This is a genomic window from Kribbella sp. NPDC043289 (assembly GCF_056436705.1).
On sequence record NZ_JBWKCB010000002.1, the window covers coordinates 1 to 21,043 of the forward strand.

Annotated in this window: 13 protein-coding genes and 1 pseudogene; 1 reads left to right on the forward strand and 13 read right to left on the reverse strand. The window is 64.1% G+C overall.

Going from position 1 to position 21,043, the window contains the following annotated elements; genetic code table 11:
• Positions 1–332 precede the first annotated feature (332 nt).
• The 6 genes from AC0662_RS11905 to AC0662_RS11930 form a co-directional block, all read right to left on the reverse strand.
• Entirely contained in the window at positions 333–1,523 is a 1,191-nt protein-coding gene (locus tag AC0662_RS11905; protein WP_478300247.1) for a GIY-YIG nuclease family protein, read from the reverse strand.
• Positions 1,520–3,505, reverse strand: a complete 1,986-nt coding sequence (locus tag AC0662_RS11910) for a DEAD/DEAH box helicase (RefSeq protein ID WP_478300249.1) — start codon at positions 3,503–3,505, stop codon at positions 1,520–1,522. The genes AC0662_RS11905 and AC0662_RS11910 overlap by 4 nt, the downstream gene beginning before the upstream one ends.
• Entirely contained in the window at positions 3,502–6,219 is a 2,718-nt protein-coding gene (locus tag AC0662_RS11915) for a DNA methyltransferase (RefSeq protein ID WP_478300251.1), read from the reverse strand. Before AC0662_RS11915 ends, AC0662_RS11910 begins: the two co-directional genes overlap by 4 nt.
• A gap of 274 nt (positions 6,220–6,493) precedes the next feature.
• Positions 6,494–8,356 (reverse strand): hypothetical protein, encoded by a 1,863-nt coding sequence (locus tag AC0662_RS11920; protein ID WP_478300253.1) that lies wholly within the window; start codon positions 8,354–8,356, stop codon positions 6,494–6,496.
• Positions 8,343–8,840, reverse strand: a complete 498-nt coding sequence (locus AC0662_RS11925) for an ABC-three component system middle component 2 (protein WP_478300255.1) — start codon at positions 8,838–8,840, stop codon at positions 8,343–8,345. Before AC0662_RS11925 ends, AC0662_RS11920 begins: the two co-directional genes overlap by 14 nt.
• Positions 8,837–9,949 carry an ABC-three component system protein gene (locus AC0662_RS11930; protein ID WP_478300257.1) on the reverse strand — a complete coding sequence of 371 codons (1,113 nt, stop codon included), beginning with the start codon at positions 9,947–9,949 and terminating at the stop codon, positions 8,837–8,839. The genes AC0662_RS11925 and AC0662_RS11930 overlap by 4 nt, the downstream gene beginning before the upstream one ends.
• A 690-nt stretch (positions 9,950–10,639) precedes the next feature.
• On the opposite strand from AC0662_RS11930, the pseudogene AC0662_RS11935 reads away from it, so the two are divergent.
• Positions 10,640–10,759: pseudogene (locus AC0662_RS11935) on the forward strand (IS481 family transposase); the annotation flags it as partial.
• A gap of 14 nt (positions 10,760–10,773) precedes the next feature.
• On the opposite strand, the gene AC0662_RS11940 reads toward AC0662_RS11935, so the two are convergent.
• From AC0662_RS11940 to AC0662_RS11970, 7 genes are all read right to left on the reverse strand, one after another.
• Positions 10,774–11,076, reverse strand: coding sequence for a hypothetical protein (locus AC0662_RS11940; protein WP_478300259.1), 303 nt, complete (start codon positions 11,074–11,076; stop codon positions 10,774–10,776).
• 373 nt (positions 11,077–11,449) lie between these two features.
• Positions 11,450–11,863 carry a hypothetical protein gene (locus tag AC0662_RS11945; RefSeq protein ID WP_478300261.1) on the reverse strand — a complete coding sequence of 138 codons (414 nt, stop codon included), beginning with the start codon at positions 11,861–11,863 and terminating at the stop codon, positions 11,450–11,452.
• A 287-nt stretch (positions 11,864–12,150) separates the two neighbouring features.
• Positions 12,151–12,801, reverse strand: coding sequence for a bifunctional 4-hydroxy-2-oxoglutarate aldolase/2-dehydro-3-deoxy-phosphogluconate aldolase (locus tag AC0662_RS11950; RefSeq protein WP_478300263.1), 651 nt, complete (start codon positions 12,799–12,801; stop codon positions 12,151–12,153).
• Complete coding sequence (locus AC0662_RS11955) at positions 12,791–14,548, reverse strand: exo-alpha-sialidase (RefSeq protein ID WP_478300265.1); 1,758 nt, start codon at positions 14,546–14,548, stop codon at positions 12,791–12,793. The genes AC0662_RS11950 and AC0662_RS11955 overlap by 11 nt, the downstream gene beginning before the upstream one ends.
• Before the next feature lie 8 nt (positions 14,549–14,556).
• Complete coding sequence (dgoD, locus tag AC0662_RS11960; RefSeq protein WP_478300267.1) at positions 14,557–15,702, reverse strand: galactonate dehydratase; 1,146 nt, start codon at positions 15,700–15,702, stop codon at positions 14,557–14,559.
• 26 nt (positions 15,703–15,728) lie between these two features.
• The gene (locus AC0662_RS11965) at positions 15,729–18,371 is read right to left on the reverse strand and encodes a glycosyl hydrolase family 28-related protein (RefSeq protein ID WP_478300269.1); all 2,643 of its coding nucleotides are present in this window, start codon (positions 18,369–18,371) and stop codon (positions 15,729–15,731) included.
• Between the two features lie 18 nt (positions 18,372–18,389).
• The gene (locus AC0662_RS11970; RefSeq protein WP_478300271.1) at positions 18,390–21,020 is read right to left on the reverse strand and encodes a right-handed parallel beta-helix repeat-containing protein; all 2,631 of its coding nucleotides are present in this window, start codon (positions 21,018–21,020) and stop codon (positions 18,390–18,392) included.
• Between the last annotated feature and the right edge of the window lie 23 nt (positions 21,021–21,043).

The following is a 21,043-nucleotide window of genomic DNA, read 5'->3' on the forward strand; positions in this document are numbered from 1 at the left end:
GCACTCCCCGGCAAGTCCACGACGAGTACCAGGAACGCCGGCTCGCAGCATAATTAGCCATTAAAAGAGCTGTCCGGAAAACGCGGGGCGCATCAGAGCGCATAGGCCCGCAACGCTCCAGCTATCCTGTTCCCGGGCACCACTGGGGCTCCCCATCTGCATGGCTGATTGCTGCACTGTCGGCTTAATCGGCCGCACGGCTCACAAAGAGCCCGTCATGTCACAGATGCTCGGCAAGGTCACAAACGCCGCTACAACCAACTAGACGAAGAGCCTTCGCGCTCGAGGCGCGCCGGTAGCCGTCGCGCGGGACCTTCGCCCGGTTGGGGCTCTCAGCCACGTTCAACAAGCCTCTGCGCCTTGGCGTCGTAAACCCAGCCGACGATGTTTCCGGAGACAATTAAGTCGATTGCTTGGTCGATCACGCTCCGTGGGACGACGAACCACTCCGACGGATCGTAGTCGCGACCCTTGCGATCAGCCTGGGTGAGATTCAGCCTGACTTCCGCGAAGACCCTGTGCAGGAGGTTCTCCAGCGCCGACGCCTTTAGGTTGTAGGTGCGATAGCTCGCCACAACATCGACGGGGGCCATCAGGTACGTCGGTAACTTCTCGGCGTTCTTGATCCGCTTCTCGACCGAGTTGCGCGTGAAGCCAATCTTGTGCAGGTCCTTGATCGCGGCGATCTGAGGATCCTCGCTTCGGGACCGTAGAACGTAGATGTAGCCGCTAACCTCGTCGTCAGTGAGGATCTCCGGCATTTCGGTCTGGACGACGATCTGGCCGTCCTCATCGCTCAGCCGGATCGCCAGGGACTGGCGATACATCGACGACTCCGTGCCGTTCTCGAAGATGCACCGGAGCCGTTCGCGCTTGTTCTCCCGGACGGTCGTCTTCTTGTACTCCGTCTCGCCAACCTCGGCGATGAACACCATGACGCCGTTGAGGACGAAAAATGCGCCCGGCACGATGTGGGTCATCCCTGGGTACGGCAGGAGCTTGCTCGTGCCGTCTCGGAGCTCGGCGTGCTTCTGCTTGAAGAGCGGCTCGAATTGCTCGAAGTCCTGCGCCTTCTCTCGCCGGGAAACCTCGCCGCTGTCGTGGACCTGGCGGCGGACCGGCAGGTCTGAGACGTCCAGCAGGCCCGACTCGTCCCCGAGCAGGTCGAAGTCGTCGCCTCCGAGCAGGTCGTCGATCGACGCCGGTGCCTCGGGCATCTCCAGCAGGCCGAACTCGTCGAGCTCCTTCAACGCCGCGATCTTGTCGTCGTTGGCGAGGATGCCGTCCAGACGCGCGCCGAGCTTGCGCTCGGCGATGTCCCGCGTCGTCGAGCTCGGGACCCGGCCGTGGGCACGGCGGAACTCAACAACTTCAAGGAAGGCTCGCTCGAGTCGGTCGCTGGCGGTGATCTTCGCTGGCTTCTCCGGTGCGTCGAGCAGGCCGTCGAAGTCGGAGTCAAGGATCGCGTCGATGCTGGTCGGGAACTCGACATCGACCGGTCCGATGTCCTCGGCGGCGCTCACGACTCGTCCGCCATCTGCGTCGACCGCGTCGCTGCGTCGCGTTCCTGCTTCTTCCGCTGTAGGAACAGCAGCACCTCGGCGTAGCGCCTTTCGGTCGGCTTATCCGATCGCACGTCCGGCTTGCGGCCGCTGACCTTTACCCACTGCTGGATCTTCGGCCAAGCGGCCAGCGCCTCTTCCTCGGTGATCTCCACCCGAGTCGCAATGATGGCGTCAGAGATGATCCGAAGCACTGACGGCGTCACCGACTTGGAGATGACCTCGAAGGCTCGCTGGAACGGGTTGACCGAGTCGATGAGGTTGATGTTGATGTCGTCGATATTGACGAACTTCTCGGACATCTTGATGAACCGCTTGTCGCCGACTTCCCGGACCTCGCCGCTCTTGATGACCGAGTCAACGACGACCTGCTGGCGCAACTCCTCGACCTGCGACTCGTCCAGGTCGGGGTAGCGCTCCCGGATGATCTTTGGGATCAGCACCTTGTTCGTCGTCTCCGGGTCCACCGAGCCGGCTGCGGCCTTCGCGAACGTGTCGTCCTGCAGGATCGTGGCCTTGAGGTCGTTGAGGTCAGTCTCGACGATCTGCTTCACACGCTCCGTCGACGGCTCCTTGAAGCCCTTGATTTTGATGACGCCCGGCGGGGTCGGTTCGTCGTCGCCGCTGCGCTTGGTCTTGAACTCGAAGTTCTGCGCGAGCACCTGCTCCATCAGCAGCGACGCCGTGATCGCCTTGAGCATGTTGTTCACGGAGACCTTCACCTCGCTTTGGGAGGCGTCCGGCTCGGCGATCAGGTTGGTGAACTGGGCGTGCTCCTTGCCGGGAGAGTCGCGGGTAACGCGTCCGATGATCTGGATGACCTCGGTCAAGGACGCTCGGTAGCCGACGGTGAGGGCGTGCTCGGCGACCGGCCAGTCGAAGCCTTCCTTGGCCATCCCGAGCGCGAGGATCACGTCCACGGCGTCGCGGTCCTTTGACGCGACTGATGAGAGGTAGTGCAGGGTGTCGGCGCGCTTCTTCTGGTCGGTATCGTCCACGAGGTCGGCCAGGCGCAGGATCGCCCCCGTGTCGGACCGGCGGATGCTGATGATCCCCGTATCAGGGTCGGTCGACTCCACATGGCCGATCGCGTCGATGATGAACCCGACCTCCTCGATCTTGTCCTTGGTGGACTCGCCAGAGTTCACGTTCGGGATGTGGAGGATCGTCTTCTTGTCCAGGTCGAGGACCTCGCCGATCGCGTCTGTGTAGCGGCCCTGGTAGAAGTGGTGACCGATGCCGAGCGAGTGCAGGTACTCGTACCCGTTGAGCTGGTCGTAGTAGTTGAACGTGACCGGCGTGAACCGGGCCTCGTCCTCGGCCGACAACACGGGAACAGAGTCACCGCGGAAGTACGAGCCCGTCATTGCGACGATGTGCACATCGGAGCCGTTCATGACCTCGCGCAGCAGCGCACCGAGGCGGCTGGCCTCGATGTCGGCGGAGACGTGGTGGAACTCGTCGATGGCCAGCACGGTGTCATTGAACGCCTCGGGGGCTAGCTTCTCGAACGCAAACCGCAGCGTCGCGTGCGTGCAGATCAGGACCGCGTCGGGTCCGTTCAGGAAGTCGATGAACGCGCCGACCTTGCCCTGCGACGAGCCCGCGTCGCACAGGTTGTGCTCGGGCTTGACCTCCCAGTCGGCAAAGAACCCGAACATCGTGAGCTCGGTCGAGGCGAACGACGCGCCGATCGAGCGCTCGGGCACGGCGACGATGACCTTCTTGCGGTCCTGCTTGTAGAGCTTGTCGAGAGCGACGAACATCAGCGCGCGCGACTTGCCAGAAGCCGGCGGGGCCTTGACGAGCAGATGCTGGGCGTCGCGCTTTGCGAACACCCGCTGCTGCATCTCGCGCATGCCCATCGCGTCGGTGTGCACCGATTCGCCGGTGCGGGCGTAGGTCACATCGACGATGTTGACCGGCTTCTTGATCACGTTCACTTCCGCGTCCCCCTGGTCTTCTTCGCCGGAGACTTCGTGGCCTCCTCGGCAGTCATCGCCTCATACATAGCGAACAGGTCCGACAACCGCTGCTCATCGGTCTCATAGCCACGCTTGGAGTAGATCGAGTCGACCAGTGTGTCGACCTCGGCGTGCGCCTCGCGGAGATCAGTAGGCATCAGGTCCGGGTCATACAATTCCGCCAGGTTTCGCTCGCAGTGGTACTCGCGCACGTCCAGCAGCCGCAACGCCGCGACAGTGAGCTTATCGATTACCGCGCCGTCGAGCGCCGGCACTGGGAAGGTGTTGTAAACGAGGTAAGCACCGTACCGATAGTCCGTCTTCATGCGACCACCCACCGCACCCAGCCAGGCCATGTGCATCTGGGAAGTCAGTAAAGAAAACAGCCAAGGTTCCGCGTCGTACACAGCATTCGCAAGGTCTGAGATGACCGTGTCCGCCCCAAGGAATCCGATTGGAACGTAGTCCCTACGCTCAGAGGAGACCCGCGGCACGATGATCGACGCCGTCGGCTTGTACGCCATCTGCTTGAAGCGGTTTGGATGCGCCGCATAGTCAGCTGTTGTTGCGGCGTCGCTCTCACGCCGCCACCGCGCCACAGCATCGAGGCGTTTTGCGATCGGAGCTATCCGACTCGCTTCCGCCAGGTCATCATCGGCGATCCAGAGGCAATAGCGCTCGATGTCGTTGATAAACTCAGTAGAGCCGACGTAGCGCTTCACGAACTTCTCCGCCCCAGGTGACACGGCGAGGATCTCGCTGCGGACTTGTGCTTCGAGGGCGAGATAGCCGCCATCCTTCGGCATCGATCCGAGGACCATGCGCGGAAGAGCCGGGCTGAGGACTTTCGTGCGCCGGAAGATGAAGACCGACGGCGCATCGGCAAGGTAGCCGTTGATGTTCTTTGCTTCGATCTGCAAACCATCGGCGTGGATGTATTTCGGGCCTGACCGCTCGGCTCGGAGGTTAATGACAACGACCGTCACCCCGGCGTTGCGCTTGGCGTTGTTCTCCCACTTGAACGACGTGTAGGCATACCCGATCTCGATTCCCTTGGCGAAGATCATGGGGAACATCAGCCCGACGTGCTCGCCTTGGCTAACCGAGTTGGTCGCGACGAACGCGAGCTCAGCGCGAGTGCGTTCGATGTAGTCGGCACCCTTGACGAACCACAGGGCGATGTAGTCCAGGTCCTTCGAGTACGGCCGTCGCCCGAACACGAACGGGTAATCGGCCTTCATCTCTTTGCCCTGGGATTTACCACCTTTGTACGGCGGGTTTCCGATCAGGTAGATCTCGCCACCGTCGTTCGGGCAGACTGTGTTCCAGTCGATGCGAGTGGCGTTGCCCTGCTGGATCTGGCCGGTCTCCTTGAGCGGAATCAGCGGGATCGAGACGTTGAACTTCTCCTTGAACTCCGTGTTCATCTGGTGCTTGGCGATCCACAGTGACAGGATCGCGACCTCGGTCGCGAAGTCAGCGAGCTCGATGCCGTAGAAGTTCTCGATGCTGATCCTCGACTCGGCGAACAGCACCTGATGTTTCCGGTCGAGGTCGGCGAGCCGCTCCAGGATGGCGTGCTCGAGCTTGCGCAGCTCCTTGTACGCGATGACGAGGAAATTGCCGGACCCGCACGCGGGGTCGAACACCTTGATCGCGCTGATGCGCTCCAGCAGCGCCTCGAGCTTGCGGACGGAGTCGAAGCCGGCGTCGAGCTGCTCCCGGAGTCCGTCGAGGAAGAGCGGCTCGATCGTCTTGAGGATGTTCGGCACCGAGGTGTAGTGCTGCCCGAGGTTGCTGCGCTCGTCGGGGTTGACGACGGCCTGGAACATCGACCCGAAGATGTCGGGGTTGATCTCGCTCCAGTTCAGAGTTCCCAGGGCGATCAGCAGATCACGCGCGGCCTTGGTGAAGACTGGCGCCGGCTGCTCGGGCCCCATGGTGAAGAGCCGGCCGTTGACGTACGGGAACGAGGCCAGGTGCGTCGGCTTGTCGGCCGCGTCCGCGGTGTCCAGGGCTTCGAACAGCGCCGCCAAGAAGTCGTCCACGTCCGACCCATCGACCTGGGTGTGGGAGCCGACTGCGTTCGTGAACTGCCCCTCGGTGAAGATGCCCGTGTCCTCGGCGAAGAAGCAGAACAGCAGACGGGTGAAGAAGATGTTGAGCGTGTGGCGGCCGCGCGGGAGCTCGAGCAGTCCGGGGTTGGCGGCCAACAGCTCGTCGAAGAGTTTGCCCATCCGCTCGGCGGCCTTGACGTCCGCGTGCGCCTCTGAGACGTACTGGGCCTTCTCCATGCCCGCCCAGGGCAGGAAGAACGTGAAGTGCTTGTCGATGTCCCGGATCGGGATCATCAGGTTCTCGCCGGTCTTCGTGTCGACGGCGAGCAACTCGGTGTAGTCGGTGACGATCACGAAGCGGGTGCGGTATCGCACCACGGTCGGCGACGACTTCAGCTCGTCGATCACCGCGAGAGGGTCGCCGGTCGTCTCCTTGAAGTAGACGACGTTCTTCTGCGCGACCTCGGTCGTCTTGTCGACGGCGACACTCAACGAGCCGTTGCGCAGGCGTGTGACGTTGCTCTGCGGCTTCCCGTATGCCAAGAGCAGATCGAAGATGAATTCGCGGTCGTACGACTCGCGCCCTCCGAGAGGAGCGACGCGCTCCTCGACGGCTCTCAGATTGAGCCTCACCATTGCCGATCCTCTTTCACGAACGTGATGTTACTCGTCTGACATGCACGCCCCCGGACTTCTCTAATAGTTGTCCAGAGGTGAAGGCTGAAGGGTGTGCCTGGCCTCGCTGAGCCCCTACGACCGTGGTGCATGACAGAAGTTCAGCCACGGCTGCCAGGGTGCATCCTCGCCGCAGGCAACCGCGCCCCGGCCTGCGTGAGTCCCCCATCAACCCTGAGGTAACCAGGCCGTGGTTGTCGTATCCCGCCGGATGATCCGGCGCGGCGAATAGCGGTCACTGGCCGTCAGTCTTGGCAGAGACTGGGGGTAGGAGCCCAAACCGTCCGTGATCGACGTTCTTGGTGAACATAATGTCTACCGTCCCAGGAGACATCCCGCTCGGTGGATATGTGTTCTCCAAGATGATGACCTGGCCGTCGAATCTTTCCTCAAGGTCAAGGTAGAAGCGCGCAGCAACGTCCGTGTCGAGCATGTCATCGTCGGCGACGGATTCGCCCGGTTCAGGGGGACGGTATGTGACGAGTGGAGAGTCGAGCACAACGAAGCCGGGATGCGGGAGTTCGTGCTCTAGGCAGTGGTCCGCCAGCGCCACCGTGAACGCAGCGTGTAGCACGGCTCGGACGCCCTTTCCGTGAGCCGAGCGCAGTTGGTCTCCGGTCACGATGTCCTGTTGGTTCCGGTCGTATCTGGTGAGGCTCGCCTCCGGTACACCCCACGCATCTAGCCGGCGCGCGATTGCCGCAGAAAATTCCTCGACGGCGGTGTGACTGATGCCCGCGATGGCCGAAGCGGTCTCATGCTGGCTCTCGGTAGCTAGCGATACCTTCAGATCCTGTAGCTTCGCGACCTGTTCGTACACCTCATGAACACGTTGGTTGGCGGCGCGCGCCTGGAACAGCTCACGCAGCGATGACTGCTGCGGCGCGAGGGCTGCATCGGCCTCTCGCAGCCCGCGCTGCAACGCCGAGCGTCGGTCCGAGATCCGATCCTGTCGCCGCGACAGGTCAGCTCGTTGATCCGCTAGGTCTTTTAGCGCATTCGAGAGATCCTGCCGGAGTGCGTGTGTTTTGTCGCGCTCGGCTTTGACGGACTCATGAAAGTATGTTGAATCTTCGTCGCACTCGGTGTTCAGATCTTGATGCTCGGGTTCGGCGCCACAAAAGACGCAGACTCCTGGATTGAAGAACCCCAAGAGGGAGCCGGCCTCGGAGACCATCTCAAGTCTCGCCAGATCGGCTTCATACTGGCTTGAGAGCAACTCGAACCGGGACGTCAAAGATCGCGCCTCGCTCAGAGCAGTTCGAGCGGTCGCCGCGATCCGTTCTACCTGAGTAAGCTCGTGCCCGAGCCTAGTTCGAGTGCCGCCCAATTCCTCGACCGACCGGGACTGTTCTTCGATTGCGGCATCCAGGCGCGCGGATTGCTCCCTTAGTTCCTCAAGTGCCGGCGCTTCGCCCAGTTGCTCCTCCAGGTCTGCCAGTAGCCGATCTATCACCTCAGACTGTGCGTTGACAAGACGCTTGCGCTCAGCTTGGGATGGGATTTCGGTGAGATGAGAATCGTCCTCACCTTGCAGGAGAAGCTTGAGAACGGATATTTCCTTTGTCTTATCAACATAGCTGCCGCTCAACGCTGGGGAAGTCTCGGCCTGCATTGCGGTCTCTCCGATTACGCAGAGCGGGACTATGCTGCGGAAGCTGAGTGATTCGGTCACGTTATTCGCGTTCTTGCGAACACGTCGTCCGGTGAGCCCGATCTGTTCGAGCAGGTACTGCGAGATGTTGTCGGTCCTCGTAGCGTTGTGCTTGCTCTTCAGCGTTACAGCCGGCGGGTCCAGTGGGCGGCTGCGAATGTCACCCTCATAGAGACCGAATCCTCGCGCGCCAATGGCGCGCGAGAGCGTGACGACGTCGCCAGATGGCAGCTTGATACCAAGCAATACGTCGGAGTAGCCCACGCGTTCGGGGATCTCCTTCAGCGAAGATGCGCCCAACATATAGTCGATCGCTTCCACGATGAACGTCTTGCCTGTGTCCGACGGACCGCGGATGATAGTTGCGTGCGGTCCAAACGCAACGCTGGCGGGTGGCTTGTTGACGCCAATCAGCGTCAGGTGAACCAGCTCAATGCGATTCATCGATCGCCTCCCCCTCGCTGGAGCCTGCGTCAAGCGACGCAAACTCTTCAGCCCAGCTGCCGTAGATCTTGCGCATCTCGCCGCGCAATTCCAGGTCCGACAAGGTTCCGAAATGTTGTGTGACCCACCTTGCTCGCGACCGGAGCGAATGTGCGTACTCCGCTCCAAGGGACGTCACAAACGAATAGGCCGACTCGGAGGCCTTGAACCGGATGCCTTCGACCGAAGATTGCATCTCAACCATACCGGCCCGCAGCATCACGTGTAGCCCCTGCTCAATGACTTGACGCTTTACGCCGAGTTCGCCGGATCGGATGGGCAACCGTGGCTGCAAGCTGTCCGGTCCGCCAAGATCGGATGTGTTCAATACGCTATGGTCCAGCAGGACGAGGCGATTAATGTCATGCGCTACTGGAAACGCTTCGGTGAGTATGATCAGGACTCGCAGACCAGCCTCCAGCGGGCTGTTTAACGGGGTTTTCATGACGGCGTCATCCAGGAGAGTCGGTCTACGTTGGCGAGTTGATGGCAGATTCCCTTGCGATCATCAAGTTCGGAGACCGAAATCAGTTTGTGGTGCTGAAGATCGAGGAGCCCTACCTGTGAAAGAACCGCTCGGAGCCGACTCATTCCGTCCGGAAACTCGTCCTCGGCCACTTCGATCACACCTGAATGGATGTCGTCTTGGAGCTTCTCAAATGTTCCACTGGGGACCGCATCCCGCGCATATACGCGAAGCTCCTCAGCCTTATAGAAGGCTACTCTCTGGCGCCTGAAATGGTTCCCTACCTTGGGGTTCGACCCGAGCGTCGAAAGCTCTACCTCGTCGTGAGGGTGATGTTCTCTGTAGACTTCTACGAGCTGCTCGATGTACCTCGTTTCATGCTCGGCCACCTCGTCAGGGGGAGGTTCGTGGAGCGGCCGAGGCAGCAAGGCGGTCGCGAAGCGTTCTGCATACCACTTCGTCTTGCGATGGCCTTCGAGGACGTCTGGCAGTTCCTCAGATTTGAACATGGAGAAGTCGGTGCTGCCTGCTAGCTCTGTTATGGCCGACCTCTCTTCGGGGGAGAGATCCTTACCCAGTGGCTTCTCGGGATCGTTGAGCTGCTTGATGAAGTGGGCCCTCAGTGTGGACGGGGTACTTAATAGTCTGCCTAGTGAAGTGGAGCAGCCGAGTGGTGCTAGGAAGCGATATGCGTCAGGAAGCTGATGCGATCCGCGCAATGCTCCCAGCAGAATCTTCAGTATTTCGGGGTTCGCGTCGCTGATGTTGAGGGGGTTCTTGTAGTGCTTGCACTGGAAGCAATCCCAGCTACCTTCGAGTCCTTGCTCGCTCTTGAATGCAGCGATGTCGGCGCCCTTGTCGCCGGCACCGCCGAAGCGCTTGATTTGGACATACCCTTCCAGCGTCGTCACCCACTCACGAATGAACTCTTCCCACTCCTCATCGTCGTACAGGCGGATCCGGCCTTGAGGCGGAATCGGTGGCCCGTCGAGGTGGACTGAGACAGAATTGTCGAGAGGGGCTGGCATGGCGGACATGACCACCAAGCCGACTTTCTCCCCTGCAGCTACGTCGCTGCTCCCCGCCATGTCCCCTCCCCAGGTCTGCGAATGGCCGCCAGGTTACGCCAAGTAGCTCGGGGTCTCTACCGTCTGTGATCGGTAAGGTGCAGTCCGCACTCAAATGGAACCCTATGGCGTCAAGCAGCCTCGCTGCTGGTCAATCGGGCGACATACGCAGGGTGTTACATCAGCCGAGCGGCCAATTTGGCGCGGCCGTGCGGCCGACGGCGCGCCCACCTACGGCTTTCGGCCGTGGGATGTCGCTGATTCGGGTCTCATGGGAGTCATGTCACAGTCCGAGATATCCCGCCCGGGCGGGATCCGCGCCTTCCTCGGCGGCAATGAGAGCTGCGCGCAGGGCGACCCGGAGGTTGGGCTCGGCGACCGAACGTCTGCAGACTGACACGGGGTCCTCCTCAGTCGTCAGCTGTTCGCCTTTACTCAGCAGAATCAGCAGACGGCGATCGCAGTGCATGGTCACTGTTGCGAATCCCGGCCGCATGAATCCGCAGGTCACGGGTAGATTTGCTAATCGATGAGGAACGATGAGCGTATTCTCGCCAGTTTCCGCGGGTTGTGGGTTCGAGTCCCACGGGGCCTACAAAACCCCAGTATGAGTCCGGGTCATCCTTGACGGGTTGGCTCGGGCTCTTGCTGTACGTGGCTCCGGTGGATGCTTGACGCCGGCTTCGGTTGTTTCTGGACACTCGACGCATGTTGGAGGAGTTGAGCGTGCAGGAGCAGAAGTACCAGGCAGTACTCGCGGTGTTGTCCGACGGCCGGTCGGTGAGCGACGTCGCCGGGCAGTGGGGTGTGTCAGGTCAGTCGGTGCAGGCTGGCGCTGACCGTGCCTAGGCCCTGGCCTTGATGCCGAGCATCATCTTGTGCATCATCGCGAAGTCTTCGACCTCGGCCAGCACCACCGTGACGACGGCGGTGCGAGTCCACCGGTAGCGCTGCTTCAGCCGGGCCACCAGGCGCGTCCGCCCTTGCGGAAGGGAACGCAGGCTCCAGCTCCACGACGAATCGGGCTTCGCCCACACCAGGGTCGTGGGCGGTTCGATCTCGGCGATCACGAACGGGGTGTCAGGCGTGGCCGGGTTCGCCATCGGCGCCACGACGTCGCCGACATCCAGGGACTGCCAGCTCGGCAAGGCCCCTGTCGCGCTCGGCCGCCCGAGGTTGTCGAGCAGGTCGTAACTGTAGATGCCGCCACGACCGAAGCCGACCTGCGTCGTGGTCGCGTGGTCGCGTGGTCGCCTGGCCGCCGTACGGCCACCGGCGGCATCGGAGGCGTGGCGAATCCGGCCGGGCGCCGTACTGACGGACCGGTGCCGATCCCTGCCGGGCTACATGGCCCGGTCGACGTCAGATCCCTCGCCCTGACGCGCTGGTCGGCGGCACCCGCTTCGAGCCGAAGTGGGACGGCTTCCGCTCGATCTTGATCCGCGCCAAACCCTCGTTCGACGAATGACGAACGGCGCCACCCGGAGCGGGGTGGCGCCGCCAAAGCTCCTGGGGTGATCGTCAGTGATCGTTCAGCCAGGCGGCGCCGTTGCAGTACCCGGCGTACAGGTGGTCGTCCCCGCGACAGATCAGGAAGTAGATCTTGCGTTCGGGAAGGTTGTACTTCCCGCCCATGCTGGCCCGCACCGTCGTGCAGTTGCCCTCACCACCGGCCCGCAGCCAGTACAACTGCCGGCCTTCCCGGCTCCCGTCGAAAACGGTGAGGTATGCGGCGTCGCCATCAGCGTCGTTGTCGCACAACTTGACGATGTCACCGTGCTCGGTGAACTCGACCTTCCCACCCGGATCCTCAAAGGGGGAGAGAACGTCGTTGGTGTACATCCGGTGATCCGGAGCGGCGAAGGCCTGCGGGACGCCGACCACGCCGAGTGCAACAGTCGCGACGGCGATTCCGACAGTCTTGCGGTATCTCATAAATTCCTTCCTCAATGATCAACAGGTTGCCCGCTACCGAGGCCAAGCCAGGGCGCGCCCACGAACGCGAATCCCCGGATCGCAGGTTGCGGTTCCACTCTGGACACGCCCCAGCGCCAGGCTGTGACATGACCTGAGTCACATCGGTGCGGCCGGAAGATGGAGATTGCACACTTCGAATGTGAGGGGTGCTGAGATGCCGGAAGTCGACTCCCTCGTCGGACAGCACCTGCCGCACCAGGTGGCCGCTGTCGTCAGCACCGACCCGGGCGGCGACACGAGTGCGCTCACGAGAACCCCAAGGTACGTCGATACTCGGCGACCCGGCGTTTGAGCGCGGCCAGGTCACCGCCTGCAGGGGCGTCACGCAGCAGCGGCGTGGCGACCCCGATTCCGAGCGCGCCAGCATCGATGTATTCGCGTGCCCTTGCGAGGTCGATACCGCCCACCGGGACGAAGGGGGTGTCCGGCAGGGGAGCTCTCAGGGCTCGCAGATGTGATGGTCCGCCCGTCGACGCGGGAAACAGTTTGACTGCGGACGCCCCCGACGCCGTCGCACTGAGCACCTCGGTCGGGGTCCAGGCTCCCGCGAGGACCGGGAGTCCGAGCTCCACACTCTTCGCCAGGCCGTCGCAGATCCCTGGTGTGACCGTGTAGCGAGCGCCGACGGCGAACACAGCAGTTGCATCGGCTGCAGTGAGGACTGTGCCGGCCCCGATCCATGCACTCGATCCGAACTCCTTACAAGCTCGCTCGAGCGCATCCAGGGAGCTGGCGCCGGTCAACGAGATCTCCAGGACCGTCAGACCGCCCTGGAGAATGACCTCGACGCATCGAAGGGTCTGGTCGGGAGAGTCCCCTCGGATGATCGGCATCACGCGTGTCCGGGCGAGCTCCGCCAGAAGCGCATCGCTCGCCCTCGGTGTCTCAGCCAGCATGGAAGGCCGCGACAGCCTCGGAAACACGCAGCGGTCGGCCGTAGACCCGAAGCCGCTCGACAGCGCCGGGATCGAGGCGAACGGGTTCGGTGGTGGTCACGTCGCGCAGGTCGGGGTCGAATCGTCCCCAGCCGTACGGGCGTTGCGTTCCACCGTCCTGCAGACGACCATCGGCGACGAACATGATGATCTTGGGGCCGCCGTCGACGATCGCCACGAGATGAGTACGCCGGTCCGCGTCCAGGGGATCGGATGTCCAGCTGTTCTCCCGGCGGCCGTCGCTCAGCGTCAGCTGGACCCGATCGTCCTCGGTCTGTCGCAGGAGCCAGCCTCGGCCCGCGGAGTCACGTTGCTGGGCCAGAATGCGCTGGCCGTTGCCGGTGCTGAGCCAGACGTCGAGCGTGAAGCCCGCTCTGGCGTCCTCGATGCGCCAGTTGCCCCGGCGGAGCTGGAGCCGCGGCAGCTCGACTGATCCGGACTCGCTGCTTGCCGAGTCGAACAGCAGCGCGTCGGTGCTGACCTCGGCGCGAGAGTGCTGCTGCCACAGCCCGTCGAGCATCACCGGATCAAGTTCATGGACGCGGGCGATCGACTTCTGTGTCTCAGTGACCCAGAACCGCGAGCCGTCGTGGATCAGGTCCGGATAGCTCATGCTGGTCTGCGGATCGTCGGCGTACACGGCGATCTCAGGCTGCGACCACTGGATGACGCCGTCGCGTTCGACGCCACCGCTGAGCCACGCCGGGTTGCGGTAGGTCCCGAACCAGGTGTTGCTGTTGTTGTGGTGCCAGAGCAGATAACGCCCGTCGCCGCAGTTCCACACGAACGTGGCCGCGCGAGGATTCTTGATCGGGTCCCCGGTCGCGTACTGGGCGTAGCCGGGCTCGGTCCAGGTGCGACCGCTGTCGCGGCTGTACGCCGCACCGACATAGCCGGTCTCGGTGCGGTAGGTGCAGTACAAGCTGCCGTCGGTCAGACCGACGAGTTTGTGCTCCTCGGCGACCTCGCCCTCGGGTGCGCGCAGCCCGATGTCACCGTCGGGCAGGGTGCTCCAGGTGATGCGCGAGGGATCCTGTTCGGTGAGGATGTTCTCGCTGCGCAGGACGAAGCCTTCACTGGTGCGCTGGAACCCGAGGCGTTCGGTGCGGAAGCCGCCGACCTTCGATGCCGAGATGTACACGGCGTCGCCGACGATCTCGGGTTCTCCGACCGACCACCAGAACAAGACATCGCCGCCGTACGGGTTGGCGCGGTCGATGTCGAACGCGCGCATCGGCACGATGTACCGCTGCGCCGACCAGCTCCGTCCGTGGTCGTCGGAGTACCGGAAAGCCATGTCTCCCAGGGTGTCGACGCGTGGACTGGTGCCGACGTCAGTGATGACCTCACGAAGATTCGGGGTGTTGTAGGTGTAGAAGACGTAGATCCGGCCGCTGGGTACGACGAGCGGTACGGCCCACGACGCCTCGGGACCTTCGCGTGGTTCGACGTCGACGGGGTCGCTCCAGGTCACGCCGTGATCCGTGCTCCGACGGGAGACGATCCGCTGGCTGGGATCGCCTTCGTGGGCGTCCGAGCTGGTCACCACACAGACCCAGGCGCCGTCGGCCGCGACCACGACGTACGGCTGGTCGCAGTACCCATCGGATTGAATCACCGAGCCCTCGGTGAGTAGCCGGGAGTCGGGTCGGGCCTGTTGCGGGTCGTCCGGCCGTTGCGGGGACGGTGCGATCGTCGGCTGTGTCATTGGTCGGTTCACCATTCTGCGAAGCTCCCGTCAGTGTGTCGCCAGATGGCGTTGCGCCAGCGGTGGGGGTGTTCGGCGGCCTTGCGTACGGCGCCTTCGTCGATCTCGATGCCGAGCCCGGGTCGGGTGGGGCGCTCGACGAAGCCGTCCGCTGTCGCGAAGACCGAGCGATCGAGGAGGTAGTCGAGGAGGTCGGAATCGGTGTTGTAGTGGATGCCGAGGCTCTGCTCCTGGATCAGGAAGTTCGGGCTGGCGATGTCGACCTGCAGACACGCGGCCAGAGCGATCGGTCCGAGCGGGCAGTGCGGCGCGAGGCTGACGCCCCAGACCTCGGCCATCGACGCGATCCGCCGTACCTCGGAGATTCCACCGGCGTGCGAGAGGTCCGGTTGGACGACGGCGACGCCGGAGCTCACGACGTCGCGGAAGTCCCACCGTGAGTAGAGCCGCTCGCCGGTCGCGATCGGGATCGAGGTGCCGGCCGCGATCCGGCCGATGTCGGCGGTCAGTTCCGGCACCACCGGTTCTTCGACGAAGATCGGTCGTAGCGGTTCGAGCAGTGGCAGGGCGCGGCGAGCCATGGCGGGTGAGTAGCGGCCGTGGAAGTCGACGGCGAAATCGCGGTGCGGCCCCAGGACGTCGCGGACAGCGGTGACGCGTTCGACCAGCAGGTCGAGTTGGTGCGGGGTGTCGATCGGGGTCAGCTCTTCCGATCCGTTCATCTTGACCGCGGTGAGACCGGCCGCCAACTGCCGCTCGGTGTCCTCGGCCAGGGAGGAGGGCCGATCCCCACCGATCCAGCCGTAGACGCGGACCCGGTCGCGGACCGGACCGCCGAGCAGGTCGTAGACCGGTACGCCGTAGGCCTTGCCGGCGATGTCCCACAGCGCCTGGTCGATTCCGGCGACGGCGCTGGACAGGACGGGGCCGCCGCGGTAGAAGCCTCCCTTGGTGAGTACCTGCCAGGTGTCCTCGATCCGCAGTGGATCGCTCCCGATGAGGTAGTCGGACATCTCCGCCACCGCGGCCTGGACGGTCTCGGCCCTTCCTTCGACGATCGGTTCGCCCCAGCCGACGATTCCCTCGTCGGTGGTGACCGCGACGAACAGCCAGCGGGGCGGGACCCGGAAGGTTTCCACCTCGACGATCTTCATGCGGTGTCGCTCCTAGGTGTGGTTGGTCAGGCTGTGACGAGGTGGACGATCTTGGCGCGCTGGTCGTCCCGGATCAGGATGTTGCTTCCGGCCACATTGGTGAACACGTTGCCGGTGATGGTGAGGGTGTTGATCTGGGAGAGCATCTTGCCGATCGGTGACTGTCCACCGACCCAGACGCCGGCGTACGGGGCGTCCTGGATCGTGTTGCCGGTGATCGCGAAGAAGCCTTCTGTCGTCCCGGCCGATTCCCTGATGCTGTTGATGGAGATCGCGCCCGGAGTGACGCACAGCGCGCCGGTGCAGGCGCGGGTGATGGTGTTGCCGGTGACCTCGGTGCTGTACGCCGGGAACTCGGGTGAACGGCCCCACAGGTACACACCGGCCTGGCAGGTGTCGCTGATGACGTTGCGGACCACACTGATCGAGGTGCCACCGCTGACAAGGATGCCGCCTCCTTCGGCGGAGCCGTTGACGGTGTTCCCTTCGACCCGGACGAACTGGGTGTCGCGCATGACGGTCGCGACATAGCCGACCTGGATGCCGCCGTCGCGGTTGTCGGTCGCCGTACAGCCGACGACGTAGACCTGTCGGCTGCCTTCGACGTCGATGCCGTACATGTTCGCGTCGGTCGAGGTGACCCGTTCGACGCGGACGCCGGTGGAGGTGTCGATGAGGAGGTTCGATCCGCTGGCGCCGCGCAGCGTGAGATCGCTGACCGAGCTGTCGCGGACGCCGGTCAACTCGACGAGGGACCGGTTGTGGCGCAGGTCCGGACGGGTCGGCAGCTTGACAGCGAGGTTCGACACCGAGCAGTTGGTGCCACCGATGACCCGGATGCCCTGGTGGTCCGGACTCGTCAGGACGATCTCGGAGACGGCGCCTTCACCGAGGAGGTGGACGTTGTCCCGCTCGGCGATGGCGAAGTGGTGCTCGATCCGCGTGTCGCGGAACGTCGAGTGGTCCGCGTCGGGCCGGAGCAGGTAGCGGCCCTCGGGGACGAAGATGATGCCGCCCCGGCTGGGCAGGCTGTCCAGCGCCGCTCGGAATGCCACAGTGTCGTCGTGTACGCCGTCGCCGAGCGCACCGAAGCGACGGACGTTGGCCCGCGGCAGGCCGCGGACCGAGCGTGTCGTGGGCTCGCGCCACTCGGATTCGCTCGGCTCGGCACGGCGTGCGCCGTACGGGTCGTCGTACACGCCCGGGGCGACGGTGAATCCGGTGAAGTCGCCGTCGATCGAGCCGGTGACCTCGGGCGCGACGGAGACCGTGTTGCCGGCCGTGCTCGTGGCGGTGGTCGATCCTGCGACGGAGACGCTCGCGGCGGGAGAGACGATCCGGTTCCGGTCGACCGTGAAGCCGTCGATGGTGCTGCCCGGGCTCACCCGGAGCCCCTTGGCCCCGCCTCCGAGCAGTTCGTTGCCCGACACGGTGATCGAGCTCGACTGCACCGGGAGCCAGTTGTCGATGCCGATCGTGATGTCGTTGTTCTCGGAGCCGCGGATGCTGTTGCCGGTGATCGCGAGGGACTGGACCTTGTTGATCAGCGCGATGGTGCCGTGCCACCCGCCTCCTGGTGACAGGATGCGGTTGTCGGGCCGCATCTCCAGGTTGCCGCGGATCAGCACGTTGTCGTCGATGACGGCGTCCATCAGGGTGGCCGGGTTGGTCGTGGTGATGTCGGAGAAGAGAGTGCAGCCGACCACGCCCTCGATCCAGTTGTGGGCCACGGTCTGGTGGGCGCCGCCGAGCGTGATCCCGCGGCCGTAGCACATGCTGATCAGCGTGTTGTGTTCGACGCGGACGTTGGAGATCGCGGTGCTGTCGGGGTAGGTCGCACTGTTGTGCCAGTTCGCGATGCCGTCGTCGCCGATGTACTCGGCCCAGTTGTACGCCGCGACGCAGTTGTTGGCCCCACCGAAGTTGTAGGCGTCCGAGCCGCCGTTGCGGAGGGTGTTGCCGACCATCCAGCAGTCTCGAGCATTCGGGAGCAGCAGACCGGGTTGGCAGTGATCGACCGTGAGCCGCAGCAACTGGACCGCTTGTGGCGCACGGATGATCAGAGCGGTGGCCGTCGAGTTGTGACGCATCATGTTCAGCGGCGCCCATTGGAAGGCCAGATCCCGCAGCGACACGTTCACCGCGGTCTGGAACTGCCAAGCTTGGCCGGACAGGTACGGCGGCGCCTCGGATGTTGTGCCGGTCATCGTGGGGCGGTGGAAGAGCAGGACGCTGCTCTCGCCCTCCCCGACGAAGTGAACGTTGCGGATGTCCTGCTGGAACCACCAGTTGTTGCTGGGCAGCGGTGGCGGCGGGAACAGGTACCGTCCGGCGGGAACGTAGAGGATTCCGCCTCCCTGAGCACGGACCGCCGCTAGCGCCCGGTTGAAGGCGGCGACGTCCGAGGTGGTTCCGTCCCCGACGGCTCCGTGGTCGCGGATATTGACGACCGGCATGCTCGAGTAGTCGATCCGAGGCATACCTTCGAGACCGGGACGGTCGTAGAACGAACTGGGCAGGTTCCGGATGGTGCCGGCCGGCGTGATGTTGCTCTCGGCCACGACCGGGGTGGCCGCCGCGGGCCGGCCGCCGCGGATCGCGAGCGTGCCGATGGCCGCGGCCGCGAGCCCGGCGTTCAGCACCGTACGGCGAGACAGGTCTGCAGACATGGTGACTCCTGGGATGGGCTAGGAAACGATCAGGTTGGCGATCTTGGCTCGCTGGTCGTCGAAGATCAGGACGTCCCGACCGCCCAGTCCGGAGAACGTGTTGCCGGTGATCGTCAGACGATTGAGGACCGACAGGACCTTGCCGATCGGACACTGGCCGCCGACCCAGACGCCCGAGAACGGGGAGTCCGCGATCGTGTTGCCGGTTACGGTGACGCTGCCCTGGGTCGTGTCCTGGGTCTCCCGGATCGAGTGGATCGAGATGGCGCCAGGTGTGTAGGTCAGACCGCGGGAGCAGGCCTGGCTGATGGCGTTGCCGTCGATCGTGACGCTGAAGATCGGGAAGCTGGGAGCGCGGCCGTAGAGGTACACAGCAGCCTGGCTGGTCCGGGTGATGGTGTTGTTGCTGACTCGGACGTCGGCGCCGCTGCTGATGCACACCCCGCCGCCCTCGGCGACGTCAGCGACCGTGTTGCCGACAATTCGTACCTGCTGCGCCTCGCGGTACACCGTGCCCTGCCAGCCGACCTGGATTCCGCCGTCCCGGTTGTCCGTCGTCGTGCAGCCCGTGACGAGGATCTGTCGCCCGGCCTCGACCTGAATGCCGTAGTTGTTGGAGCGAGTACTGCGCACGTTGCTGACCAGGATCAGCCGGCAGGAGTCGATCAGGACATTGGCGCCGCTCGCGCCCTCGACAGTCAGGTCGGTGACGGCACACTGCTGTGCGCCGGACAGGTCGAGCAGGGACCGGTTGTGGCGAAGGTCCGGCCGACGTACGGCGGTGAGCTTGAGGCCCTTGATCGAGCATCCGGTCGTCGATATGAAGCGGATCCCCTGGTGATCGGGGCTGTCGAACACGAGCTCGGAGCTGTCTCCGCTGCCGGCGAGGTGGACGTTGTCGCGTTCGGCGATCGCGAAGTGATGCTCGATCCTCGTGTCCCGGAACGACTGTCGCTTGGCATCGGGCTTCAGCAGGTACCTCCCGGCCGGTACGACGATCACGCCGCCGATCGCGGGCAGCGCAGCCAGTGCGGCGTAGAACGCGCCGGTGTCGTTGGCGATGCCGTTGCCTTTGGCGCCGAAATCTCTCACGTTCAGTTGCTTGAGTCCCGTTGTCGACGGAGCCTTCGGCTCGATCCACACCTGTTCGTTGCCCGCGGCCCGGATCGACTCGTACGGGTCGACGTACCGGACGGTCGACGCCACGGGGGTGAATCCCCTGATGTCGCCGTTGATGTCGCCGGTCACGACGGGCAGCTTGCCGACCTTGTTGCCCGAGCTGGCGGCGCTCGAGACGTCGCCGCCGATGTCGGCCGCGGGCCCGCCGGTGGCGAGCACGTCGTTGCGGTTCATCCGGAGGCCGTCGATCGCCGAGCCGTCGCTGATTCGCAGGCCGACGGATCGGGCGCCGAGGAACTCGTTGCGCTCGATGACTGCTCCGGTCAGCTGTGCCGGGTTCCAGCCGTCGATTCCGAAGGTGATGTCGTGTTCCTCGGACCCCTTGATCGTGTTGCCGGTGATGGTCAGGCCGTCGACCCGGTTCAGCATCGCAATCGTCCCGTGGTACCCGCCGCCCGGCCGGAGTTGCCGGTTGTCGGGCCGGAGCTCGAAGTTCGCCCTGATGACGGTGTTGTCCGTGATCACGGCGTTCCGCAGTACCCCTGGACCAGGTGTCCCGTTCGAGATGTCGGACAGGACGCCCGGCGTCATGCAGGTCTCGATCCAGTTGCCGGCCACTGTCTGGTCCGATCCACCCATGGTGATGCCACGCCCACCCGCAACCTGCAGGATGGTGTTGTGCAGCAGCCGCACGTTCTTGATCGCGCTGCTGTCGGGGTACTTGGACTGGTCGTGGTAGTTCGCGAACCCGTCATCGGTGGTGTTCTCGGACCAGCAGTAAGCGCCGACGCAGTTGTTCGCCCCGCCGAAGTTGAAGCCGTCGGCCGCACCGTTGCGCACGGTGCTGTCCACCATGTAGCAGTCGCGTGCGTCGCTCCACACGATCCCGGGCAGGCAATGGTCCACCGTGACGCCGATCAGATGCGCCTTGGCAGGTGCGCGCATCAGCAGCGGCGAGCCCGAGAAGACATGCCGGACCATGGCCCACGGCGCCCAGGTCATGGCCAGATCGCGCAGGGACACGGTGTCGACCCGCTGAAACTCCCACCCGCCGTTCGAGGTGTACTTCGGAGCTTCCTGCCCGTTCGTCACCAGCTTCGGACGCGTGAAGGCAATCACCGACGCGTCGCCTTCGCCGACGAAGTGAACGTTGGCCATCGGACGCTGCCACGCCCAGATGCCGGGCGCGGGCGGAGGAGGGAAGTGGTACCGGCCGGGCGGGATGTAGACGATCCCGCCACCCGCCGCCTTCAAGGACTCGACCGCGGCATTGAACGCAGCGACGTCCGACGTGATGCCGTCGCCGGCCGCGCCGTGGTCGCGGACGTTCGCGACCGCCATCGCCTCGTAGTTGAGCCGAGGCATCTGCTCGAGGCCGTCGCGCTGATAGAACGAGGCCGGAAGGTTCCTGATCCGCCCGTCGGGCAGGAGGTTGGCAGCCGCGCCCTCGGTGCCCGCCATGGCGACTCCGGTGGCCGCCGCGGCGGCCGAAGCGGCCAGGAGGGTACGGCGCCTGACAGCGATGGTCATCTTGACTCCTCAGAACAGGGGAA

Coding starts and splice junctions, on each gene's coding strand:
- AC0662_RS11920 (WP_478300253.1), bottom strand. CDS start 8,356: ATGAATCGCATTGAGCTGGTTCACCTGACGCTGATTGGCGTCAACAAG.
- AC0662_RS11950 (WP_478300263.1), bottom strand. CDS start 12,801: ATGCTGGCTGAGACACCGAGGGCGAGCGATGCGCTTCTGGCGGAGCTC.
- AC0662_RS11945 (WP_478300261.1), bottom strand. CDS start 11,863: ATGAGATACCGCAAGACTGTCGGAATCGCCGTCGCGACTGTTGCACTC.
- AC0662_RS11925 (WP_478300255.1), bottom strand. CDS start 8,840: ATGAAAACCCCGTTAAACAGCCCGCTGGAGGCTGGTCTGCGAGTCCTG.
- AC0662_RS11915 (WP_478300251.1), bottom strand. CDS start 6,219: ATGGTGAGGCTCAATCTGAGAGCCGTCGAGGAGCGCGTCGCTCCTCTC.
- AC0662_RS11965 (WP_478300269.1), bottom strand. CDS start 18,371: ATGTCTGCAGACCTGTCTCGCCGTACGGTGCTGAACGCCGGGCTCGCG.
- AC0662_RS11955 (WP_478300265.1), bottom strand. CDS start 14,548: ATGACACAGCCGACGATCGCACCGTCCCCGCAACGGCCGGACGACCCG.
- AC0662_RS11970 (WP_478300271.1), bottom strand. CDS start 21,020: ATGACCATCGCTGTCAGGCGCCGTACCCTCCTGGCCGCTTCGGCCGCC.
- dgoD (WP_478300267.1), bottom strand. CDS start 15,702: ATGAAGATCGTCGAGGTGGAAACCTTCCGGGTCCCGCCCCGCTGGCTG.
- AC0662_RS11930 (WP_478300257.1), bottom strand. CDS start 9,949: ATGGCGGGGAGCAGCGACGTAGCTGCAGGGGAGAAAGTCGGCTTGGTG.